Below are 15,809 nucleotides of genomic sequence, written 5' to 3'. Positions count from 1 at the left end.
GGGGTCCTTTCACGCGCGGGGGAGGGGGTCGGCGGGGCAGGGGACGCCGTGCAGTGCGACGATACGGGAGGCCGTCCGGCTTGCGTGACGCCCCTGTGCCGCGGGCGGAACCGGGATCGGACAGGGGCGACGGGAGGAGGCTGCGCACCGGTGTTCCGCGTGCTCAGGGTGTTTGTTCGACTACTGAAGGATGATTGGTGTCGGAGGTCGCCTTCGGTAGGGTTGGGAGCGCTCCCAGGAAAGGAACGCCATGGAAGAGCCCACACTGCCCGCCAGCCTCCTCTTCGGCACCGCCACCGCCGCCTACCAGATCGAGGGCGGCGTACACGAGGGCGGACGGGGTCCCTCCATCTGGGACACCTACTGCCGGGTCCCGGGGCGCGTCGCCCGCGGTGAGAGCGGCGACGTCGCCTGCGACCACTACCACCGCTACGGCGAGGACGTCGCCCTGCTCGCCGACCTGGGCGTGGACCTGTACCGCTTCTCCGTGGCCTGGCCGCGCGTGCAGCCCACGGGCAAGGGCCGCCCCAACCCGGAGGGGCTGGCCTTCTACGACCGCCTCGTGGACACCATCCTGGGTGCGGGAATCGAGCCCGCCCTGACCCTCTACCACTGGGACCTGCCCCAGGCGCTGGAGGACGAGGGCGGCTGGCGGGTCCGCGACACCGCCTACCGCTTCGCGGAGTACTCCCGCATCGTCGCCGACCGCCTCGGCGACCGGGTCAACCGGTGGATCACCCTCAACGAACCCTTCTGCTCGGCCTTCGTCGGCCACGCCGTCGGCCGCCACGCCCCCGGCACCAGGGAGGGCACACCCGCCCTGGCCGCCGCGCACCACCTGCTGCTCGCCCACGGTATGGCCACCGGCGAACTGCGCGCGGCCGCCGCCGGGGAGGTCGGCATCACCCTCAACCCCGACCACTTCCTGCCCGCCACCGACTCCGAGGCCGACCGCGCCGCCGTGGAGCGGGCCCGCACCCTGCACAACCGCGTGTGGTTCGACCCCATCTTCGCCGGGACCTACCCCGACAACGAGGACGAGGTCTGGGAGGGGATGGCCGACGGCTCCTACCGCGCCGACGGCGACCTGCGCATCATCGGCCAGCCGCTGGACTTCCTCGGCGTCAACTTCTACCGGCCGATCATGTTGCGCGACGCCCCCCACAGCGAGGCCGACCCGGCCGCGCGCACCGCCGTGGACATCCGCACCGAACAGGTACAGGTCGAGGGCGTGCGGCACACGACCATGGGCTGGCCGGTGGTCCCGGCCACCTTCGCGGACCTGCTCATCGACCTGGACCGGCGCTACCCGAACCTGCCGCCCATCTTCATCACCGAGAACGGCTCGGCCGAGGACGACCAGCCCGACGAGACCGGCCGGGTGCGCGACACGGGCCGCATCGAGTACCTGCGCGACCACCTGGACGCCCTGGCCACGGCCATCGACGCGGGGGTGGACGTGCGCGGCTACTTCGTGTGGTCGCTGCTGGACAACTTCGAGTGGGCCTACGGTTACGACCGCCGCTTCGGGCTGGTCCGCGTCGACTACGAGCGCCTGGAGCGCCACCCCAAGGACAGCTACCACTGGTACCGCGACTTCCTGACCTCGCACCGCGCCCGCAGGGTCCAGGAACTCGCCACCCCGAGGGAGAGCTAGACGGTGTTTTTTGGGACCTCCGCTTCGCTTCGGCCCGTGTTCGGGCGCCCGAAGCACGGGAACCTTCGGTGTCTCCGGCGGGTTCGCTCGTGCCCACCCGTCGCCCGCCACCACCCTCAACGGACGCCTACGGCGCGGTTCTCCCACGGAAACCCGCCTCCACCACCTCCAGAACCCCGTGGGCGCCCGAACCAACCCCCCACAGGCTGAGGCCGGTTCAAAAAACAGACCCTAGTGCTCTGACCTGGAAGGTTCGCCGGTTCGGATGCCTTACAGGTTGTTCGTGTAGAAGCTGGTGAGTCGTTCGACGGCAGCGTCGACGTATTCGGGTTCGTCGTACATCTCGTAGTGGCCGGCGCCGTCGATCACCATGAGGTCGACGGGGTTGGGGGCCAGCTTCCACAGCTGCATGCCGGTGTCGTAGGAGCCGGTGTTGCCGATGCGTCCGGCGAGGATGACCTGGAGTGGCTGGGTCATGAGCCGATCGGCCAGGTGGAACGCGTCGTAGCCCAGCAGGAGGGAGTCGCTGCGCAAGAGGCGCCGGTTCGTGGAGTGTTCGTTGCCGCCGCGCTCGGTGCGGTAGTAGGTGACGGCTTGGATGGTGTCGATGTCGGTCAGGCCCGCTGTTGTGGCGTCCTCCAGGGTGGCGGGCAGCCAGTTCACGCGGGTCGTCTCGCCGGAGCGGGCCTCTTCGGTCCGTGCGTCCGCGAGGGCGTCGAGTGCTGCGGCCGGACCGTCGGGGGAGAAGCTGCGGAACGCGGCGCCGATGTTGACGGGGACGACCGTGCCGACCGCCTTGATGCGGTGGTCCGTGCGAGCGGTGTGCACGGTGTAGCCGCCACCGGCGCAGATGCCGAGGACGCCGATGCGCTGCGGGTCGATGCCGGGGGTCGTGGTGAGCACGTCGATGGCGTAGGAGATGTCCTCACCTCGGCGGTAGGGGTCTTCGAGGTCGCGGGGCTCGCCCTCGCTCTGACCCTGATGGGCGGGGTCGAGGACGAGCGCCGCGATGCCGCGGGCGGCGAGACGGGAGGCGTAATTGGCGCCGATCTGCTCCTTCACGCTGCTGCCCGGGGTGGAGAGCACCACGGCGCGCAGCGGTGCGCTGCTGCCGGCGTTGTCGGGCAGGTGGAGGTCCGCGGCGAGGCTGAGGGGACCGCGCGGGATCGTGAGGTGCTTAGGCATGCCTGGCTTCCTTCGTGAGATTGTTGTTCCATAGGAGTCCAGTACAAGTCAATGTATTGTACGATCTGAAACTAATACGAAACTGTACCATATGCACGGAGGGGTCGCATGTCAGTTGACGGGGCGCAGCTGTGGACGCTGAACCAGCGGCTGCTGGGCGTTGTGATGGATGCCTGTACGGGGGAGCTGGCCGAGCTCGGGTTGGAGACGAAGGAGTTTTTCGTCCTGGCCGAGGTGGAGGCATCGCCGTACCCGGCCGAGATCGCGACGGCACTGCTGCTCCCCAAAGCGAGCGTGACGGTCTACGTCCGCAACCTCGTCGCCAAGGGGTTCATCCGGCGCGAGATCGACGACGCGGACCTGCGGCGTCACCGGCTCGTACTAACCGCTGAGGGCACAGAGGCACGGGATCGTGCACTTGCGGCCCTCGCGGCGGAGTACGACCGCAGACTGGCGAGGATCACTCCGCGGGACCGCACCGAGCTGCAGCGCATCCTTCAGGAGATGCTCTCGCCCGCATGAGTCCATGGTCGCGAGCGGTTCGCCTGCACGGTGACCCCCTGCCTGCCAGTGCTGTGTGCGCACATGGACAAGCTCAGCCACTCCACCTCCAGCAATCGGATCGGACGTCACCGTGCATCCAACCGCCCGGACGACCGCCCCGGCGAACCTTCCCGGTCAGAGCACTAGCCGACCTCCGGCGCCTTCGCGCGGGGCAGGGGAGCACCACCGCGGTGGTGCTCCCCGATCCCGCCACCTGACGCGTCCGCGCGGGGCCGGCACCGCGCTCCGGCCCGGTCCGCCCCGGAGCGGGGGAGGGCCCCGCGCCGGGGCCACGTGTCCGAACTCCCCCAACGCCGTGTTGGAGAAAGTCTCCCCGCTGCGGCAGGCTGGGGGGGAGTTCGGTCGACGAGGGCTGTGGGGACAGATGGCGGAACAGGGATCGGGCACGGCGGCGCCGAGGGAGGCGGGGCAGGGCACGAGCGGCAGCCTGCGCGCCGCACAGCGCATGCTCCAGTTGCAGAACAGCCTGGTCGAGCTGCTGAGCGCCAAGCCCTTCAGCCAGATCACCTACAAGGAGATCACCGAGGGCGTGGACATCGACCGCTCCACCGTCTACCGGTACTACAACCACAAGAACCAGGTGCTCCAGGCCGCCGTGGACGTGCGGCTGGCCGCGTTCGCCTCCCGGCTCGACCTCACCTTCGGCCGCATGGAGAACATCGACGGCTACATGGGCCGCGTCGTGGACGCCTGGGTGGGACTGTGGCTGGAGTCGGGCGGGCTGCTCGCCGCCGCCTCCGGCCTGGGCTCCGAGCCCGGCCCGCAGCGCGACTGGTGGCGTGAGCGCACCGAACCGTGGGTGGAGGCCGTGCGCGAGGCGGTGGAGATCGCCCGCTTCGTGGAGGAGCTGCCCAAGGACGGCCGTCCCGCGCGCCCGCTCGCCGAGATGGTGGTGGGCCTGTGCCTGTCCACGTTCAACAACGAGCTGACCGTGGCGCACACCGCGGAGCACCGCGCGATGGTCCGGGACCTGCTCCTGGACGCCGTGCTGCGCACCATGGGCCGCACGGCGGCCGCCCTGTAGCGGGTTCCGGTTGAGGCGCCCGCGGCCGTGTGCGGCCTGGGACCGGAAGCGCCGCGGACCCGCCCGCTCGGCCGGTGCCGCCGCGGATCCGCCCAGGCCGGGCCGCGGACCGCGTTCAGGCGTGCTGGCGGGCGATGGCGCCGAACGCCCCCACGACCGCGCCGAGCGCGAACATCGACGCCTCGTCCTCGTCCATGTGGACCAGGCCCGCGGGGACGAGCACGCGGTAGGGCTTGGCCTCGCCCGGCAGGATCTCCAGGCCGTCGATGATCCCCTGTCCCTCCAGCATCAGAAGGGCTTCCTCAACCCTTCCGGTACGGTCACCACGGGACCAGATCGACATAGGTCACACCTCACTACGGCCGGGGCCGGGCAGTCCACTGTTCCCAGGGCCGGGAAACCCGGCCCTGTCGCGCTTCGGTAGTCGGCTCCGGTCTGCGCGGGGGAGTCCAGACCAGTGATACCACCGTGCGGCCCGGGGTATTCCGGCGTCCGCTCACACGCGTGCTGGCCGGAACCGGCCACCGTCGCGCGGTGTCGGACTCCCCGGGCCGGGGCGGTTCAGCGGGCGAACACGGTCATCTCCTCCCCGCGCACATCCATGGCGACGAGCCCGACCTCCTCGGCGGGCGGCTCCCCGCCCTCGGGCCCCTCGACGGAGAGCGCCTCGCCGCCCTCCGTGCTGCCGCTGGCGCCGCCCTCCGCGCTGATCCGGTCCGCCTCCCGGGAGGCCGCCGCCAGGTAGTGCCACCGACCGTCCTCAGCCTGCCACCACGTGCCCGCCGCCACCTGGCGGTCGAGGTTGCTGCACTCCCAGCCGCCCGCGCGCTCGCCCGCGACCACGGTGTCGGTGCCCCCGTCGGTGTCGGTCACCAGCACCGTGCGGGCCAGGTCGTCGCTGTCGTGGGCCCCGTAGCACACGCACACCCACCGGCCGGTGCCGCCGCCGGGCAGTTCCTGGCGGGCGAACTCCCAGGCCGTGGCCGTGCGGACCGGTTCGGCGGGTGCTTCCCCGGCGCAGGCCGCCAGCCCCCACAGCCCGAAGCCGCTGTCGGCGTCGAGCACCTCGTGCGGGCCCCGGCCGCTGACCCGGACGACGGCGGGGTCGGGGAACCGGTGCTCGTCCCCCGCCCCCAGAGCCCGCTCCACGGCGCCGGACGCGTCGTGCACGCCGACCGAGGACAGCAGGGCGGCGGCCTCCCCGGCGGACCGGCCCTCCACCCGCAGCAGCCCGTAGGCCGCCCGCGCCCGCGCGTCCAGACCGTCCAGCCCCTCCAGGAGCCGGGCTTCGCCGCCCGCGCCGTCCACGGGGGACAGGCACAGCCCCGCCGCGCCGCCTCTGAGGTGCCACCCGCGCGGGCTCAGGGAGCGGCGCAGCACACGACGGCGCACCCGCGGGTAGGCGTGGGGGCGCGGGTGGCGCCGCCCGCGCGGCAGGGCTCCGGTGACCGGCCGGTGCGCGTGTTCGAGCAGGCCGTGCGCGGGGCGGCCGCCGGACAGGGTCAGCAGGGACAGCAGCACCAGGTTCCGGTAGGGGTGCCGAGGGGCGTGGGGCTCGGACAGGGCGGGCATCAGGACTCCTCGGGGCGGTTCCGAGCGAGCCTAGGGACGCTGGGACCGCCGCACCCGGGAAACGCCGAAACCCGACGCCTATGCCCCAAGAGTCCCGTGTAACAGGTGTTTCCCGGATGGCGCCCGTCCGGGAGGGTGCTGCACAACGTCCTTCGGGGACCTCTCTGAGGCATCCCCGAAGGACGTCTCTCCCGGCTTTCCCCGCACACGGCTGAGGGGAGTGCCGGACGCCCTTCAGAGCGGTTCCAGGACGGTGTGGGAGGTTCCCGTCTCCCAAGAATCTCCCACTCCTGGGTGGGAGACGGGAGTCTTCCACCCGGCCGGACCAGGGGGCTTGCGCCTCGGCGCGGGAACCCTTCGCCACCGAGACGAGCAGACCGAAAAAGACTTTCCTCCTTGGTCACGTACCGTGATCAAGGAGGCCGTCCCGCCGTGCAGGTACCACTACAACGACGCCCTGCCCGTGTGGGCTTGGTCCTGCATGGTGCTGTGGCCGATCCCGGCTGGGACAGCTGTCTGGTCGCCGTAGTGCTGGGCAAAGCCGAGGCCGGATCTTCTGCTCGGCAGGGGAGCCTTCAGCGGCCTGCATACGCTCTGGGGGAATCGTCGGCTGGACCAGCTCAACCGAGGCGAGCCAGGGTTGCGTGACTCATCTAGGAGAAACGTCCACTCGGGGAGGAAATCGGGGTGCGCACCGACCCCTCTCAGCTGGGCATGGTCGCTCTCATTCACCACCGCCAGGAGGCCGACCACACCCGCATCGGCGTCTTCTTCGCCTGCGAGCAATGGTCGGGTCAGCCCTACAACCGCGAGCCCGACAAGTGCGCCGGACTCTCCTGGGCTGATCCCACCGGCCTACCGGCGAACGCCATCGACCACCCGGCCGAAGGCATCCGCGCCTGGGCCTCCCGCACGCGGTACACCGCACACGGGTGGTGACCACACTCCTCGGAGGGGCGGGGAGTTCCGACACCGATCTGGACGAAGCCCGGACACACACCCCGGCTCGGTCCTAACCTGCTGCTGGACCACAGCACATCCAACGGGGGCGAGGGTACAGCGATGGCGCGGACCGTACGGGTGGGCTCACGCGGCAGTCACCTGGCCAGGACCATGGTCGGCGAGCTCCTCGGTCAACTACGCACCGCCCACCCCGACGCGGCCTGGACCCGTCACACCATCATGACCACCGGTGACCTGGACCGCACCACCAGCCTGGCCGAACTGTCCGCCTCCGGCGCCGGCGTGTTCGCCTCCCAGGTCGAGGCAGCACTGCTGGCCGGGGAAATCGACGTGGCCGTCCACTCCCTCAAGGACCTGCCCACCACCCCCGCCCCCGGCACGATGCTTGCCGCAGTGCCCGCGCGCCACGACGTGCGCGACGCCCTGTGCGGCGCCACCCTGGACACCCTGCCCCAAGGTGCGCGGGTGGGCACCAGCGCCCCGCGCCGCATCGGCCAACTCCGCCACGCCCGCCCCGACGTGCGCCCCACACCCATCCGCGGCAATGTGCCCCCGCGCCTACACCAGATGCGCCAGAAGGGCTGGTCAGGGCTGCTCCTGGCCGCCGCGGGCCTGCGTAGGCTGGGCCTGTCCGACCAGATCACCCAGTTCCTCGACCCCTGGGAGTGGCCGCCCTCACCCGCCCAGGGAACACTCGGGGTGCAAATCCGCACCGGAGCCGAGGACGCCTGGCTCCAGGAGCTGTTATCGGTCGTGCACGACCCGGTAACCGACACCGCGGTGCGCGCCGAACGCGCCCTGCTCGCCGCCCTGGACGGTGGTTGCCACGTACCGATCGGCGCGACAGCGGTCGCCGGGGGCCCGTCGCTACGGCTGCTGGGCCAGGTCACCGCCGTCGACGGCAGCCGGGCGATACGAGCTGAGAAGACCGGCTCCACGCAAGGTCCCGAAGCCCTGGGAGCCCAGGTCGCCGACGAGCTGCGCGAGCGCGGCGCGACCGCCCTGCTCGAAGAGTTGCGCACCGCACCCCCGCCGCAGCGACCCTGACCCACCGAAGCGCACAAGCACCGGTCTGAGCTCAGGGGGCACACCCTGGTGTCGCAAGGTCACGGTAGGTTCGCGACCATGGACCACACCGAAAACCCCATCCCCCTCCCCGTGCGTCTGCTGGCCGTGAGCGGCAGCGCGGTGCTGCTCGCGACCGGCTGCGCCGACGGCCAGGCGGACGAGGAACCCCAGGACGCGGCAGTGCAACAGCCCCCAGCCACGCAAGAGGCCGCCGAGCCCACCGAGGACGGCACGCAGGCCGACGAGGAACCCGCGCAGATCGTCGTGGAGAGCGACACGCTCACCTACACCCTCCCCGCTGGTTGGGAGCCCGTGAACGTGGTCCCCACGCCCATGGAGATCGACTCCGAGCCCCTGCTGCACGCGTTGCGTCGTGAGGACGGCACGATCATCGCCTACACCAGTGAAACCCTCGCGGAGAAGTCCCCACCCGGCACCGCTGCGGCGACCGCCGTCTCCGCAGCCGCGATTCTCCCCGGCCTCTTCAGCGACCAGTTCGTGGGCCTCGAAGACCGCGGCAGCCAGCCCTACGACGTCCCGGGCAGTGTGGAGGCGGCGCGCGCCGACATGCGCTACTCCCAGGCCCACTCCGGAACGACCCTGGTCGTGGACACCGGCGACGCCGACTACACCATGCTGCACGTGGTCATCTGGGACGCCGAGGACCCCACCGAAGACGAGGTCAACGTCGAGGTCGTGGAGGAGATCCTCGCGGGCGTCGAGGCCGTCTGACACCACCGAGCCCCGCGGTCGCGGTGTCACACCGGCGGGCCGGGGGTGAGGGGCTGCCCCACCACCGGCTGGCCGGTGCGCGGGTCGATCTCGTAGAACCGGAGAACGCGCTCCTCCTGCTCCGGGTGGAGCGGGAAGGGCTGGTGGTGGGCTCGGTCGGGGGCGGCGAGCATCTCGGCGATCCAGCCGATCACCATGTACGGGAAACGCCGAAACCCGACGCGTATGCCCCAAGAGTCCCGTGTAACAGGCGTTGCACCCTGTCATTGGCGGGTCGTGCCCGTACGGCTGGGAGCGTGCGGCGCTGACTGGTCAGCGCTGTGGACTCACCACGGGAGATGCGCTCCCTCCCACGTCGTGAAGGTGCCGGAGGGCCCTTCAGGCCCGAGCCGAGCGACACGCACGATCTCACGAGCGGCGTCCTCGACCGTCTCCGTGCCCTCGAAGTTGACCAGCGCGGTGTTCGCGAACCCCGGCGAAACGAGGTTGACCTTGATGCCGGAGTCCCGGAGTTCGGTCATCATCGCCACCGTCACGGCGTTGAGCGCGGCTTTCGACGCCGCGTAGACCGGCTCGAAGAGCGAGTGGTGGGGGAGAGCCGGGTCGGTGACGGTCGTCAGAGAACCGAGCGCGCTCGTGACGTTGACGATGCGTGCGTCCGATGACAGGCGAAGCAGCGGGAGCACGGCCTGGTACACCGCCATGGGCCCGAAGACGTTCACCTCCCAGACAGCCCGCACCTCCTCCAGCGGGACCGTGCCCGCCGCTGACAGGGAGCGCAGCTCGGCCATGTCGGCACCCGACCGAGTCGTGGAGATGGCGGCGTTGTTGACGAGGAGGTCGAGTCGACCGGCCTCGTCGCGGAGCCGCTGGGCCGCCGAGGTGATCGATTCCGGATCCGTCACGTCGAGCTGAAGCGGGGTCGCGCCGGCTCCGATCTCGGCGGCGGCCGCCTTGCCGCGGGCGGCGTCGCGGGACCCGACGAACACCGTCGCCCCGTCGGCGGTCAGCTCCTTCGCGACCTGCTTGCCCATACCCTGGTTGGCTCCGGTCACCAGAGCGATTCGATTCGAGGACACGAGGACCTTCCTTGTTCGGGGTGGAACACATGGGCTGAGCGCCCGTACCTGTCGGCACGTGTCGCGCTCCCCAGCGACGATCCGTCACCGCCGCCAGCTCCGGGTAGGCCACCTGCATCCTGGGAGTGACAGGACCAGGCAGCCTCCCCGTCCGGCCGGGTACGATCCGGGGTGATGACAGGACGCGGATCCGACAGCCAGAACCCGTTGGGGGAGTACCTACGTGCCCGACGGGAGCTGGTGGCCCCCCGGGCGGTCGGCCTGCCCGAGGACTCCCGCCGCCGCGTTCCCGGGCTGCGCCGCGAGGAGGTCGCCCTGCTCGCGGGCATCAGCTCCGACTACTACCTGCGGCTGGAGCAGGGGCGTAACCGCAACCCCTCAGCCCAGGTGCTCGGGTCGATCGCGCGGGTGCTGCAACTGGACGAGCCCTCCACCCAGCACCTGCTCGGACTGAGCACCGCCCCGCGGCCTCCGCGTCGCGAACCCCGCGGGCGGGAGGCCCTCACTCCCCGGGTCCTCGACCTTCTCCGCACGGTCAACGCCCCGGCGTTCGTCGCCGGGCGATACACGGACGTGCTCGCGAGCAATCCTCTGGCACGCGCGCTCTCCCCGGAGCTGCGGCCGGGCGAGAACCTGCTGCGCACGGCCTTCCTCGACACGGACCATCGCCTGTACCTCGACCGGCGGGAGATGGTCGCGATGTTCCGCAAACGCGTGGGAACGGATCTGAGCGATCCACGAGTCGCGCAACTGGTGGAGGAGCTCTCTCAGGCGAGCACGGCCTTCCAGCAGGCCTGGGCGCGTCACGATGTCCGTCCACCTCGCGGCGGCCTCGTCCGCGTCGACCACCCCCAGGTCGGCACCATGGACCTGAACGTGTCCAAACTCGCCATCGACGACACTGACGAGCAGCTGCTCGTCGTCTACCACCCCGACCACGCACACCCGGAGAGCGCGGACCGCCTCACGCTCCTGGCCTCCCTGACAGCCGGGACGCCCTCCTCCCGGGCCAGGGTCGAAGACCGCTGAAGCTCGGTCGGGCTTCCCCCGGCCGCGCGCCGATGGTGGAACGGCGATCATCTTCGGGGCCGACGCCGGCTGCACCTGGGCCCGACGTCCACCGGTTTCCGTCCTTTGTGCCGGGAATATCCGCTCCCCGAACCTCGCCGGTCCGCGGCCTTTCCACCGTTGGGGCGGTTCGGGGGTGGAGGCCGCCGCGAACAGGGAAGCCGGGGGTGGGCGCAGCCCTTTCGGCCATGCCGTCGCACGGGCGTTTCCGACCGGCCCTGAACCTTCCTGGGGGAGTGGTCCGCGCGAGGGAAGGGCGTGTACACCTGTGCCCCAGGATGCCGTTGGGGTTGTCCGCCGGGGGCGTGCCGTTGGATGCTGGCGGCACCCACCGGACCGGCGCGGCTGGCTGGAGGGAGCGTGTCGGAGACGGAGCCGACGCCAGCGCTCCCGGGAACCCCGTGGCGGCCCCAGGGCCGTACCCGGGCGTCTCCGCGTCCACGCCAGCCGTGCCAACGAGCCCCGACCTTCCCCTGCGAACCCGAACGGACCACGGCCGACCGGGCCGCGTGCACACCTGCCAGGCGGCCCGGGTCGGCCCCAGGTCCGCGGTGCGTCCGAGCGGCGGAGCGCCGTGCCCCCGGCCGGGGCGGCACGGGTTTCGGCGACTACGAATCTACATAATAAAGATAGGGATTCCTTGTGTCATAACAAAGGGGGGCAAGGGATGGAAACGCGAATGAAAACGATCTTCGGTACCAGTTGCCACGAACCAGAAGAAGGGGGCGGTGATCGCGCGCCCTCCGTCCGGCGCGCATCCGGAGCGGCCCCGCTTCGGGGAACCGAACACCGCACGAATTTCCCGGACCGCTGGTCCTCCTTCCGCCGGGGTCCGTAAAATGGACCCGTGCGGGTGCGCCCGTACCGCCGGTGCGGGGCAGCGTGGACGGATGCCCCGCACCGGTCGCCCGTGCTGTCAGCGGGCCGGTCTCACGGGCGCCTCGCGCCGTGCAGGGCCCCAGGGGCGATCTGGAGCATCCAGTGCCCCCTGGCCGCCCAGCCCAGGAAGCGGCGCCTTCCGGTGGGAACCCCGGTCTCCTGCAGGGGGTCGCCCTCCACCACCTGGCGCAGTCCGGCCAACACCGGCTCCAGGCGTTCGCGCGTGTGGTGGGGCTGGTCGGGGGCGAGCCCCTCCATCCACGCCGTCACCTCGCGCTGTTCGGGCTCGGTGCACAGGGACAGGAAGAACACCGTCTGCCGCCAGGCGAAGGCCGCGTTCTTGACGTGGGGCATGGGCGGGGACACCCGGGGCAGGCTCTCCACGGTCCGCACGGTCAGGGCGTGGGCGCGCCGGGCCAGCTCCGCCCACCCGCACGCGGGCCGCGCCCCGGCCTCGACCAGGACGGCCAGGTTGTGCGTGGTGAGGATCTGCGCCTGTTCGATGACCGTGCCGTTGCCCGCCACGCCCCAGCGCGGGTCGCCCGCGCGCTCGCGGCACAGCCGGTCGAAGGCCGTGGCCCCGCCGCCGGGCCGGGGCGGTTCCTCCTCCAGGGCCAGGACCTGGGCGGGGTCGATGCCGTAGTACCGGGTGTAGAGGCCCTCGCCCAGCAGGGCGGCGGCCACCTTGGCGGCGCGCGTGAACTTGCGGGCGAACGTGCCCATGAAGATGTCGGCGGCCAGTTCCTCCACGAGCGGCAGACGCAGGTCCGCGGAGCGGGACAGGGCGGCCAGCTGGCTCACCATCGGGTTGGGCACGATCGTGCCGGGGAAGTGCGTGAGCACGGAGGAGCCCAGTGCGGGCAGCAGCTCGGCCACCGCCTCGCGGCGCGCCTCGGGACCGGAGCGGTGTGCCAGCAGCGCCTGCGTCCAGGGCAGTTCGTCCGCGCGGACCTGGCTCTCCAGGTTGAGCAGGAGCAGGGAGCGCCTGCGGCTGAACGCCCGGTGGTGGGCGGCGACCAGCCGGGCCAGCGCGGGGTCCGGGGCGGAGGCGGCCTCGGCCTCCGCGGTCAGGGCGGGCACGATCTCGGCCATCACCTCGGCGGAGGGCACCACGCCGAGTTCCACCAGGTCGTCCAGGGGAGCGGCGGTGGCCCTGCGGGCGACGTCGCCCAGGGTCCCGGGGATGGGCCAGCCCTCGGGTACGGCGCGCTCGCGGGCCTCCTCGGCGGAGGCGGGTGTGAGCAGCTGCGCCATGTGCGGGGTGCCGAAGGTCTGGGGGAGCGGGGCGAGCCGGGCGGCCAGCAGAGCGGCGAGCACGTCGTGGGTGGGGCGGGCGGCGTGCTCGGCCTGTCCGGCGCGCAGGGCGGTGTGCCGGTCGGAACCGGGCAGGCCGCGCTTGGCCACCATGGAGTCCACGGCGTGGCGGAGCAGGCCGCGGCGGCGGGGGGTGAGTTCCGCGTCGGGTTCGGCGACCGCCTCGCGCAGTGCGGCGAGCAGGATCGCGAGGTTCTCCTTGGGCTTGCGGTGCTTGGTGCACAGGGTGTGCTCGGCGGCCAGGCGCTCGTACTCGGTGAGCAGGGCGGCGCCGCGGCGGGTCCAGCCCGTGGGGCGGTGGGCGTCGGTCCTGCCGTCGCGGACGGTCTCCAGCCAGTGGGTGAGGATCCGGTCGGCGAAGGGGTTCCACACGGCCAGGGCCTCCTGCTGTGCCCGGGGCCGACTGGTGGCCGGGTTGCGGGCGGCGCGTTCGGCCAGGGCGTGGCGCGCGTCGCCGACGCTCTGGCGGAAGACCGTGTGGGCGGGCAGGTCCTGACGGGGCGCCGGGCGGGGGGTGAGGCACAGGGTGTCGGCGAGGGGTTCGACGGTGGCGAGCAGGCGCAGGGCGCCCTCGGTGTCGCCGTTGCGCAGCAGCCAGGCGGCGGCGAGCGGGACGGCCTGTTCGGGCAGGTCCAGTTCGTACCCGCCGCTGTCGAGCAGGGTGTTGAGGTCGGCCAGGCCCCGTTCGGTGAGGTGGTGGGCGTGGAGGGCGGCGCGCCGGGCGGGCAGGCCGTGGCGTCGGGCGAGTTCCTGTTCGTGGGGGCGCAGGGGGCCGCCCGCGGCGGGCAGGCCGGTGGCGAAGCCGCCGTGGACGACCTCGGGGGTGACCCAGGCGGGCAGGTCCTTGACGGGGGTGCGGGAGCCGATGGTGAGGGTGCCGTCGTCCATGCCGGTGACGACCCGTTCCCAGGAGTCGACGCGTGCGCGCGCGGCCTCGCGGACACGGGCGTCCTGGTGGGTGAGGGCGGTGGTGAGTTCCTTGGCCAGCCGTCCGGCGGCGTAGTCCCGGTCGGCGCGCAGGGGGGTGGTGTCGTCCATGCCAGCGTGGCGGGACCTGCCCCCGCACCCTCCCGGACCGAAGCCGGGCGCTCTCACTGTTTGAGCCACACGCTGTCCGGTCGGCCCGCGTGCTCCCGGTCCTGAGCGGGTGCTCCGGTGGGGGAGGTCGGCGTGCCGTGGTCCGGTCGTCGGCCGACGTGGCGGGTGCCGCCCCCGCGCCCTCCCGGTCTCAAGCCGGGTGCTCTGCTGTTGAGCTACACGTCGTTTGCGGGGCTCACGTTAGTGCTTCGGGGACGGGGGCCGAAAGTGTTTTTCGGGGGTGTGGGCGTCCGGGGCCCGGTGAGCCCCGGCGGGGCGGGGAAACGGTCTGACGGGTGCGGCCGTGTGGACGCACCCGTCACCAAGCCTGGTCGTGCTTCCCTAGCGGGTCTTGATCACGGCCGCGATGAGCCCGGTGGCGAGCATCATCGTCAGGCCCACGACCATGAGCACGAAGGCGATGGTTCCGACCATGGTGTTTCCTTAGTGTTCGTTGTTTCCGGGTGCTGTGCGCGGCGCCCGCCGCGCCGGGAGCGCCCGGAGGAGCCGGGAGCGGCGCCTACCTCTTCGGGGGATCACCCTATCCCGGCCCCGTGCCGGGGCCGCGCCGGGTGGCCGCTGTGACCAGCGTGGTCGTGGCCACGGTCGCGGGGTCGGGCGGTGGCGGCCGGTTCGCGGGGCGGGGTCAGCGTCCGGCCCAGGCGCGCTGGTAGGTCTGGACCAGCCAGCGGTCGGCCCAGGCGTGGTCGGGTTCGGCGGGCAGGTCGCAGGTCCGGCACAGCTCGCTCAGGCGGTGTTCCAGTTCGCGCGCCCGGGTCAGGGCCTCGTCGCGGCTGTGTTCGCCACGGCGCAGTTCGAGCAGCCAGGTCCGTTCGGGTTCGGGCATGGGCAGGGTGATGCGGCCGGTCTCCATCAGTTCCACGCCCTGGATGCCGAGACGGACCATGTGGTAGGCGAACTTGGTGTCGAAGCCGTGCCGGTCGACGAGTTCGGGGCGGTTGGTGTGCTTGCCGCCGCGGATCCCCTCCATGCGGTCGCGTTGGGCGCGCAGGTAGCCCAGGAAGCGCAGGCCCGCCCGGCGGGAGAGGAACCGTGCGGCGTTGGCGCGCAGGTCGTGTCCGGCGGGGGTGATGGTGACGATCTCGTTCGGGGGGACGAACAGGGGCAGCAGGACGGTGGGGTTGCCGTCCAGGGCCAGGCGCGTCCACTTGCGCAGGGAGTAGACGGTCAGGTCCAGGTCGCCGGGGCCGGAGCGGGTGTGTTCGGGGCGGGTGTGGTGGATGTACTGCTCGAAGGGGCGCAGGCCGATGACGTACTCGGGCGGTTCGACGCAGATGCCCATCTCGTCGCGGTCGGCCTGGCCGGTCAGGGCGAGGCCGTGGGCCTCGGAGCCCACCTGGCACCGCAGGACGGTTCCCTCGTGCGCGATCCGCGCGAACTCGGGGCTGGAGTGCTTCACCTGCGGCTCCATTCTTCTGGGTGCTGGGTGCTGGGTGCTGGGTGCTGGGTGCTGGGTGCTGGGTGCTGGGTGGTGCTCGGGCGCGGTCGTCGGGGCGCTGCCTGGCACGTTATCCGCCGGGGGTCCGGGGCACGAGTGCTTTTCGGCGGGCGGTGCCGGTCGCTGTCCGGTTGCTTCGGGAGGCCTGGGCGGGCCGGTGCCGTCGTC

At 71.9% G+C, this 15,809-nt stretch carries 14 protein-coding genes and 2 tRNA genes; 7 read left to right on the top strand and 9 right to left on the bottom strand.

The features are described from left to right. Window positions 1–250 precede the first annotated feature (250 nt). Window positions 251–1,657 carry a GH1 family beta-glucosidase gene (locus FYW99_RS28140; protein WP_150255031.1) on the top strand — a complete coding sequence of 469 codons (1,407 nt, stop codon included), beginning with the start codon at window positions 251–253 and terminating at the stop codon, window positions 1,655–1,657. 270 nt (window positions 1,658–1,927) lie between these two features. Here the strand turns inward: FYW99_RS28140 and FYW99_RS28135 are convergent, their stop codons facing one another. Next, entirely contained in the window at window positions 1,928–2,842 is a 915-nt protein-coding gene (locus FYW99_RS28135; protein ID WP_150255030.1) for an alpha/beta hydrolase, read from the bottom strand. Window positions 2,843–2,950: 108 nt separating this feature from the next. Here FYW99_RS28135 and FYW99_RS28130 point away from each other — a divergent pair, with 108 nt between their 5' ends. Beyond that, complete coding sequence (locus FYW99_RS28130; RefSeq protein ID WP_017567935.1) at window positions 2,951–3,364, top strand: MarR family winged helix-turn-helix transcriptional regulator; 414 nt, start codon at window positions 2,951–2,953, stop codon at window positions 3,362–3,364. A gap of 487 nt (window positions 3,365–3,851) precedes the next feature. Then, window positions 3,852–4,430, top strand: coding sequence for a TetR/AcrR family transcriptional regulator (locus FYW99_RS28125; RefSeq protein ID WP_150255076.1), 579 nt, complete (start codon window positions 3,852–3,854; stop codon window positions 4,428–4,430). Between the two features lie 115 nt (window positions 4,431–4,545). On the opposite strand, the gene FYW99_RS28120 is transcribed toward FYW99_RS28125, so the two are convergent. Further along, entirely contained in the window at window positions 4,546–4,719 is a 174-nt protein-coding gene (locus FYW99_RS28120) for a hypothetical protein (protein ID WP_017566809.1), read from the bottom strand. A gap of 272 nt (window positions 4,720–4,991) precedes the next feature. Beyond that, window positions 4,992–6,002 (bottom strand): hypothetical protein, encoded by a 1,011-nt coding sequence (locus FYW99_RS28115; protein ID WP_150255029.1) that lies wholly within the window; start codon window positions 6,000–6,002, stop codon window positions 4,992–4,994. A gap of 687 nt (window positions 6,003–6,689) precedes the next feature. Here FYW99_RS28115 and FYW99_RS28110 point away from each other — a divergent pair. The 3 genes from FYW99_RS28110 to FYW99_RS28100 all read left to right on the top strand — a co-directional run bounded on the left by FYW99_RS28110 (window position 6,690) and on the right by FYW99_RS28100 (window position 8,765). After that, window positions 6,690–6,941, top strand: coding sequence for an NUDIX hydrolase (locus tag FYW99_RS28110; RefSeq protein WP_150255028.1), 252 nt, complete (start codon window positions 6,690–6,692; stop codon window positions 6,939–6,941). Between the two features lie 123 nt (window positions 6,942–7,064). Further along, window positions 7,065–8,012 (top strand): hydroxymethylbilane synthase, encoded by a 948-nt coding sequence (hemC, locus tag FYW99_RS28105; RefSeq protein ID WP_150255027.1) that lies wholly within the window; start codon window positions 7,065–7,067, stop codon window positions 8,010–8,012. A gap of 78 nt (window positions 8,013–8,090) precedes the next feature. Next, the gene (locus FYW99_RS28100; protein ID WP_150255026.1) at window positions 8,091–8,765 is read left to right on the top strand and encodes a hypothetical protein; all 675 of its coding nucleotides are present in this window, start codon (window positions 8,091–8,093) and stop codon (window positions 8,763–8,765) included. A gap of 26 nt (window positions 8,766–8,791) precedes the next feature. Here the strand turns inward: FYW99_RS28100 and FYW99_RS32005 are convergent, their stop codons facing one another. Next, entirely contained in the window at window positions 8,792–8,962 is a 171-nt protein-coding gene (locus tag FYW99_RS32005; protein WP_190394843.1) for a hypothetical protein, read from the bottom strand. 129 nt (window positions 8,963–9,091) lie between these two features. Then, window positions 9,092–9,844 (bottom strand): SDR family NAD(P)-dependent oxidoreductase, encoded by a 753-nt coding sequence (locus FYW99_RS28095; protein WP_150255025.1) that lies wholly within the window; start codon window positions 9,842–9,844, stop codon window positions 9,092–9,094. 174 nt (window positions 9,845–10,018) lie between these two features. Between FYW99_RS28095 and FYW99_RS28090 the strand changes: the two genes are divergently transcribed. Then, entirely contained in the window at window positions 10,019–10,873 is an 855-nt protein-coding gene (locus FYW99_RS28090) for a helix-turn-helix domain-containing protein (protein ID WP_150255024.1), read from the top strand. A gap of 969 nt (window positions 10,874–11,842) precedes the next feature. On the opposite strand, the gene FYW99_RS28085 is transcribed toward FYW99_RS28090, so the two are convergent. The 4 genes from FYW99_RS28085 to FYW99_RS28070 all read right to left on the bottom strand — a co-directional run bounded on the left by FYW99_RS28085 (window position 11,843) and on the right by FYW99_RS28070 (window position 15,602). Continuing rightward, complete coding sequence (locus tag FYW99_RS28085; protein WP_150255023.1) at window positions 11,843–14,143, bottom strand: transcriptional regulator; 2,301 nt, start codon at window positions 14,141–14,143, stop codon at window positions 11,843–11,845. A gap of 1 nt (window position 14,144) precedes the next feature. Continuing rightward, window positions 14,145–14,218: transfer RNA gene (locus FYW99_RS28080), tRNA-Arg, on the bottom strand. 78 nt (window positions 14,219–14,296) lie between these two features. Then, window positions 14,297–14,368: transfer RNA gene (locus FYW99_RS28075), tRNA-Ser, on the bottom strand. A gap of 460 nt (window positions 14,369–14,828) precedes the next feature. Next, the gene (locus FYW99_RS28070; RefSeq protein WP_150255022.1) at window positions 14,829–15,602 is read right to left on the bottom strand and encodes a nucleotidyltransferase domain-containing protein; all 774 of its coding nucleotides are present in this window, start codon (window positions 15,600–15,602) and stop codon (window positions 14,829–14,831) included. Between the last annotated feature and the right edge of the window lie 207 nt (window positions 15,603–15,809).

Source organism: Nocardiopsis deserti (genome assembly GCF_008638355.1).
Taxonomy (GTDB): Bacteria; Actinomycetota; Actinomycetes; order Streptosporangiales; family Streptosporangiaceae; genus Nocardiopsis; species Nocardiopsis alborubida.
Note: the sequence above shows the minus strand (reverse complement) of the source record. Positions and strands in the feature narration are given on the sequence as shown.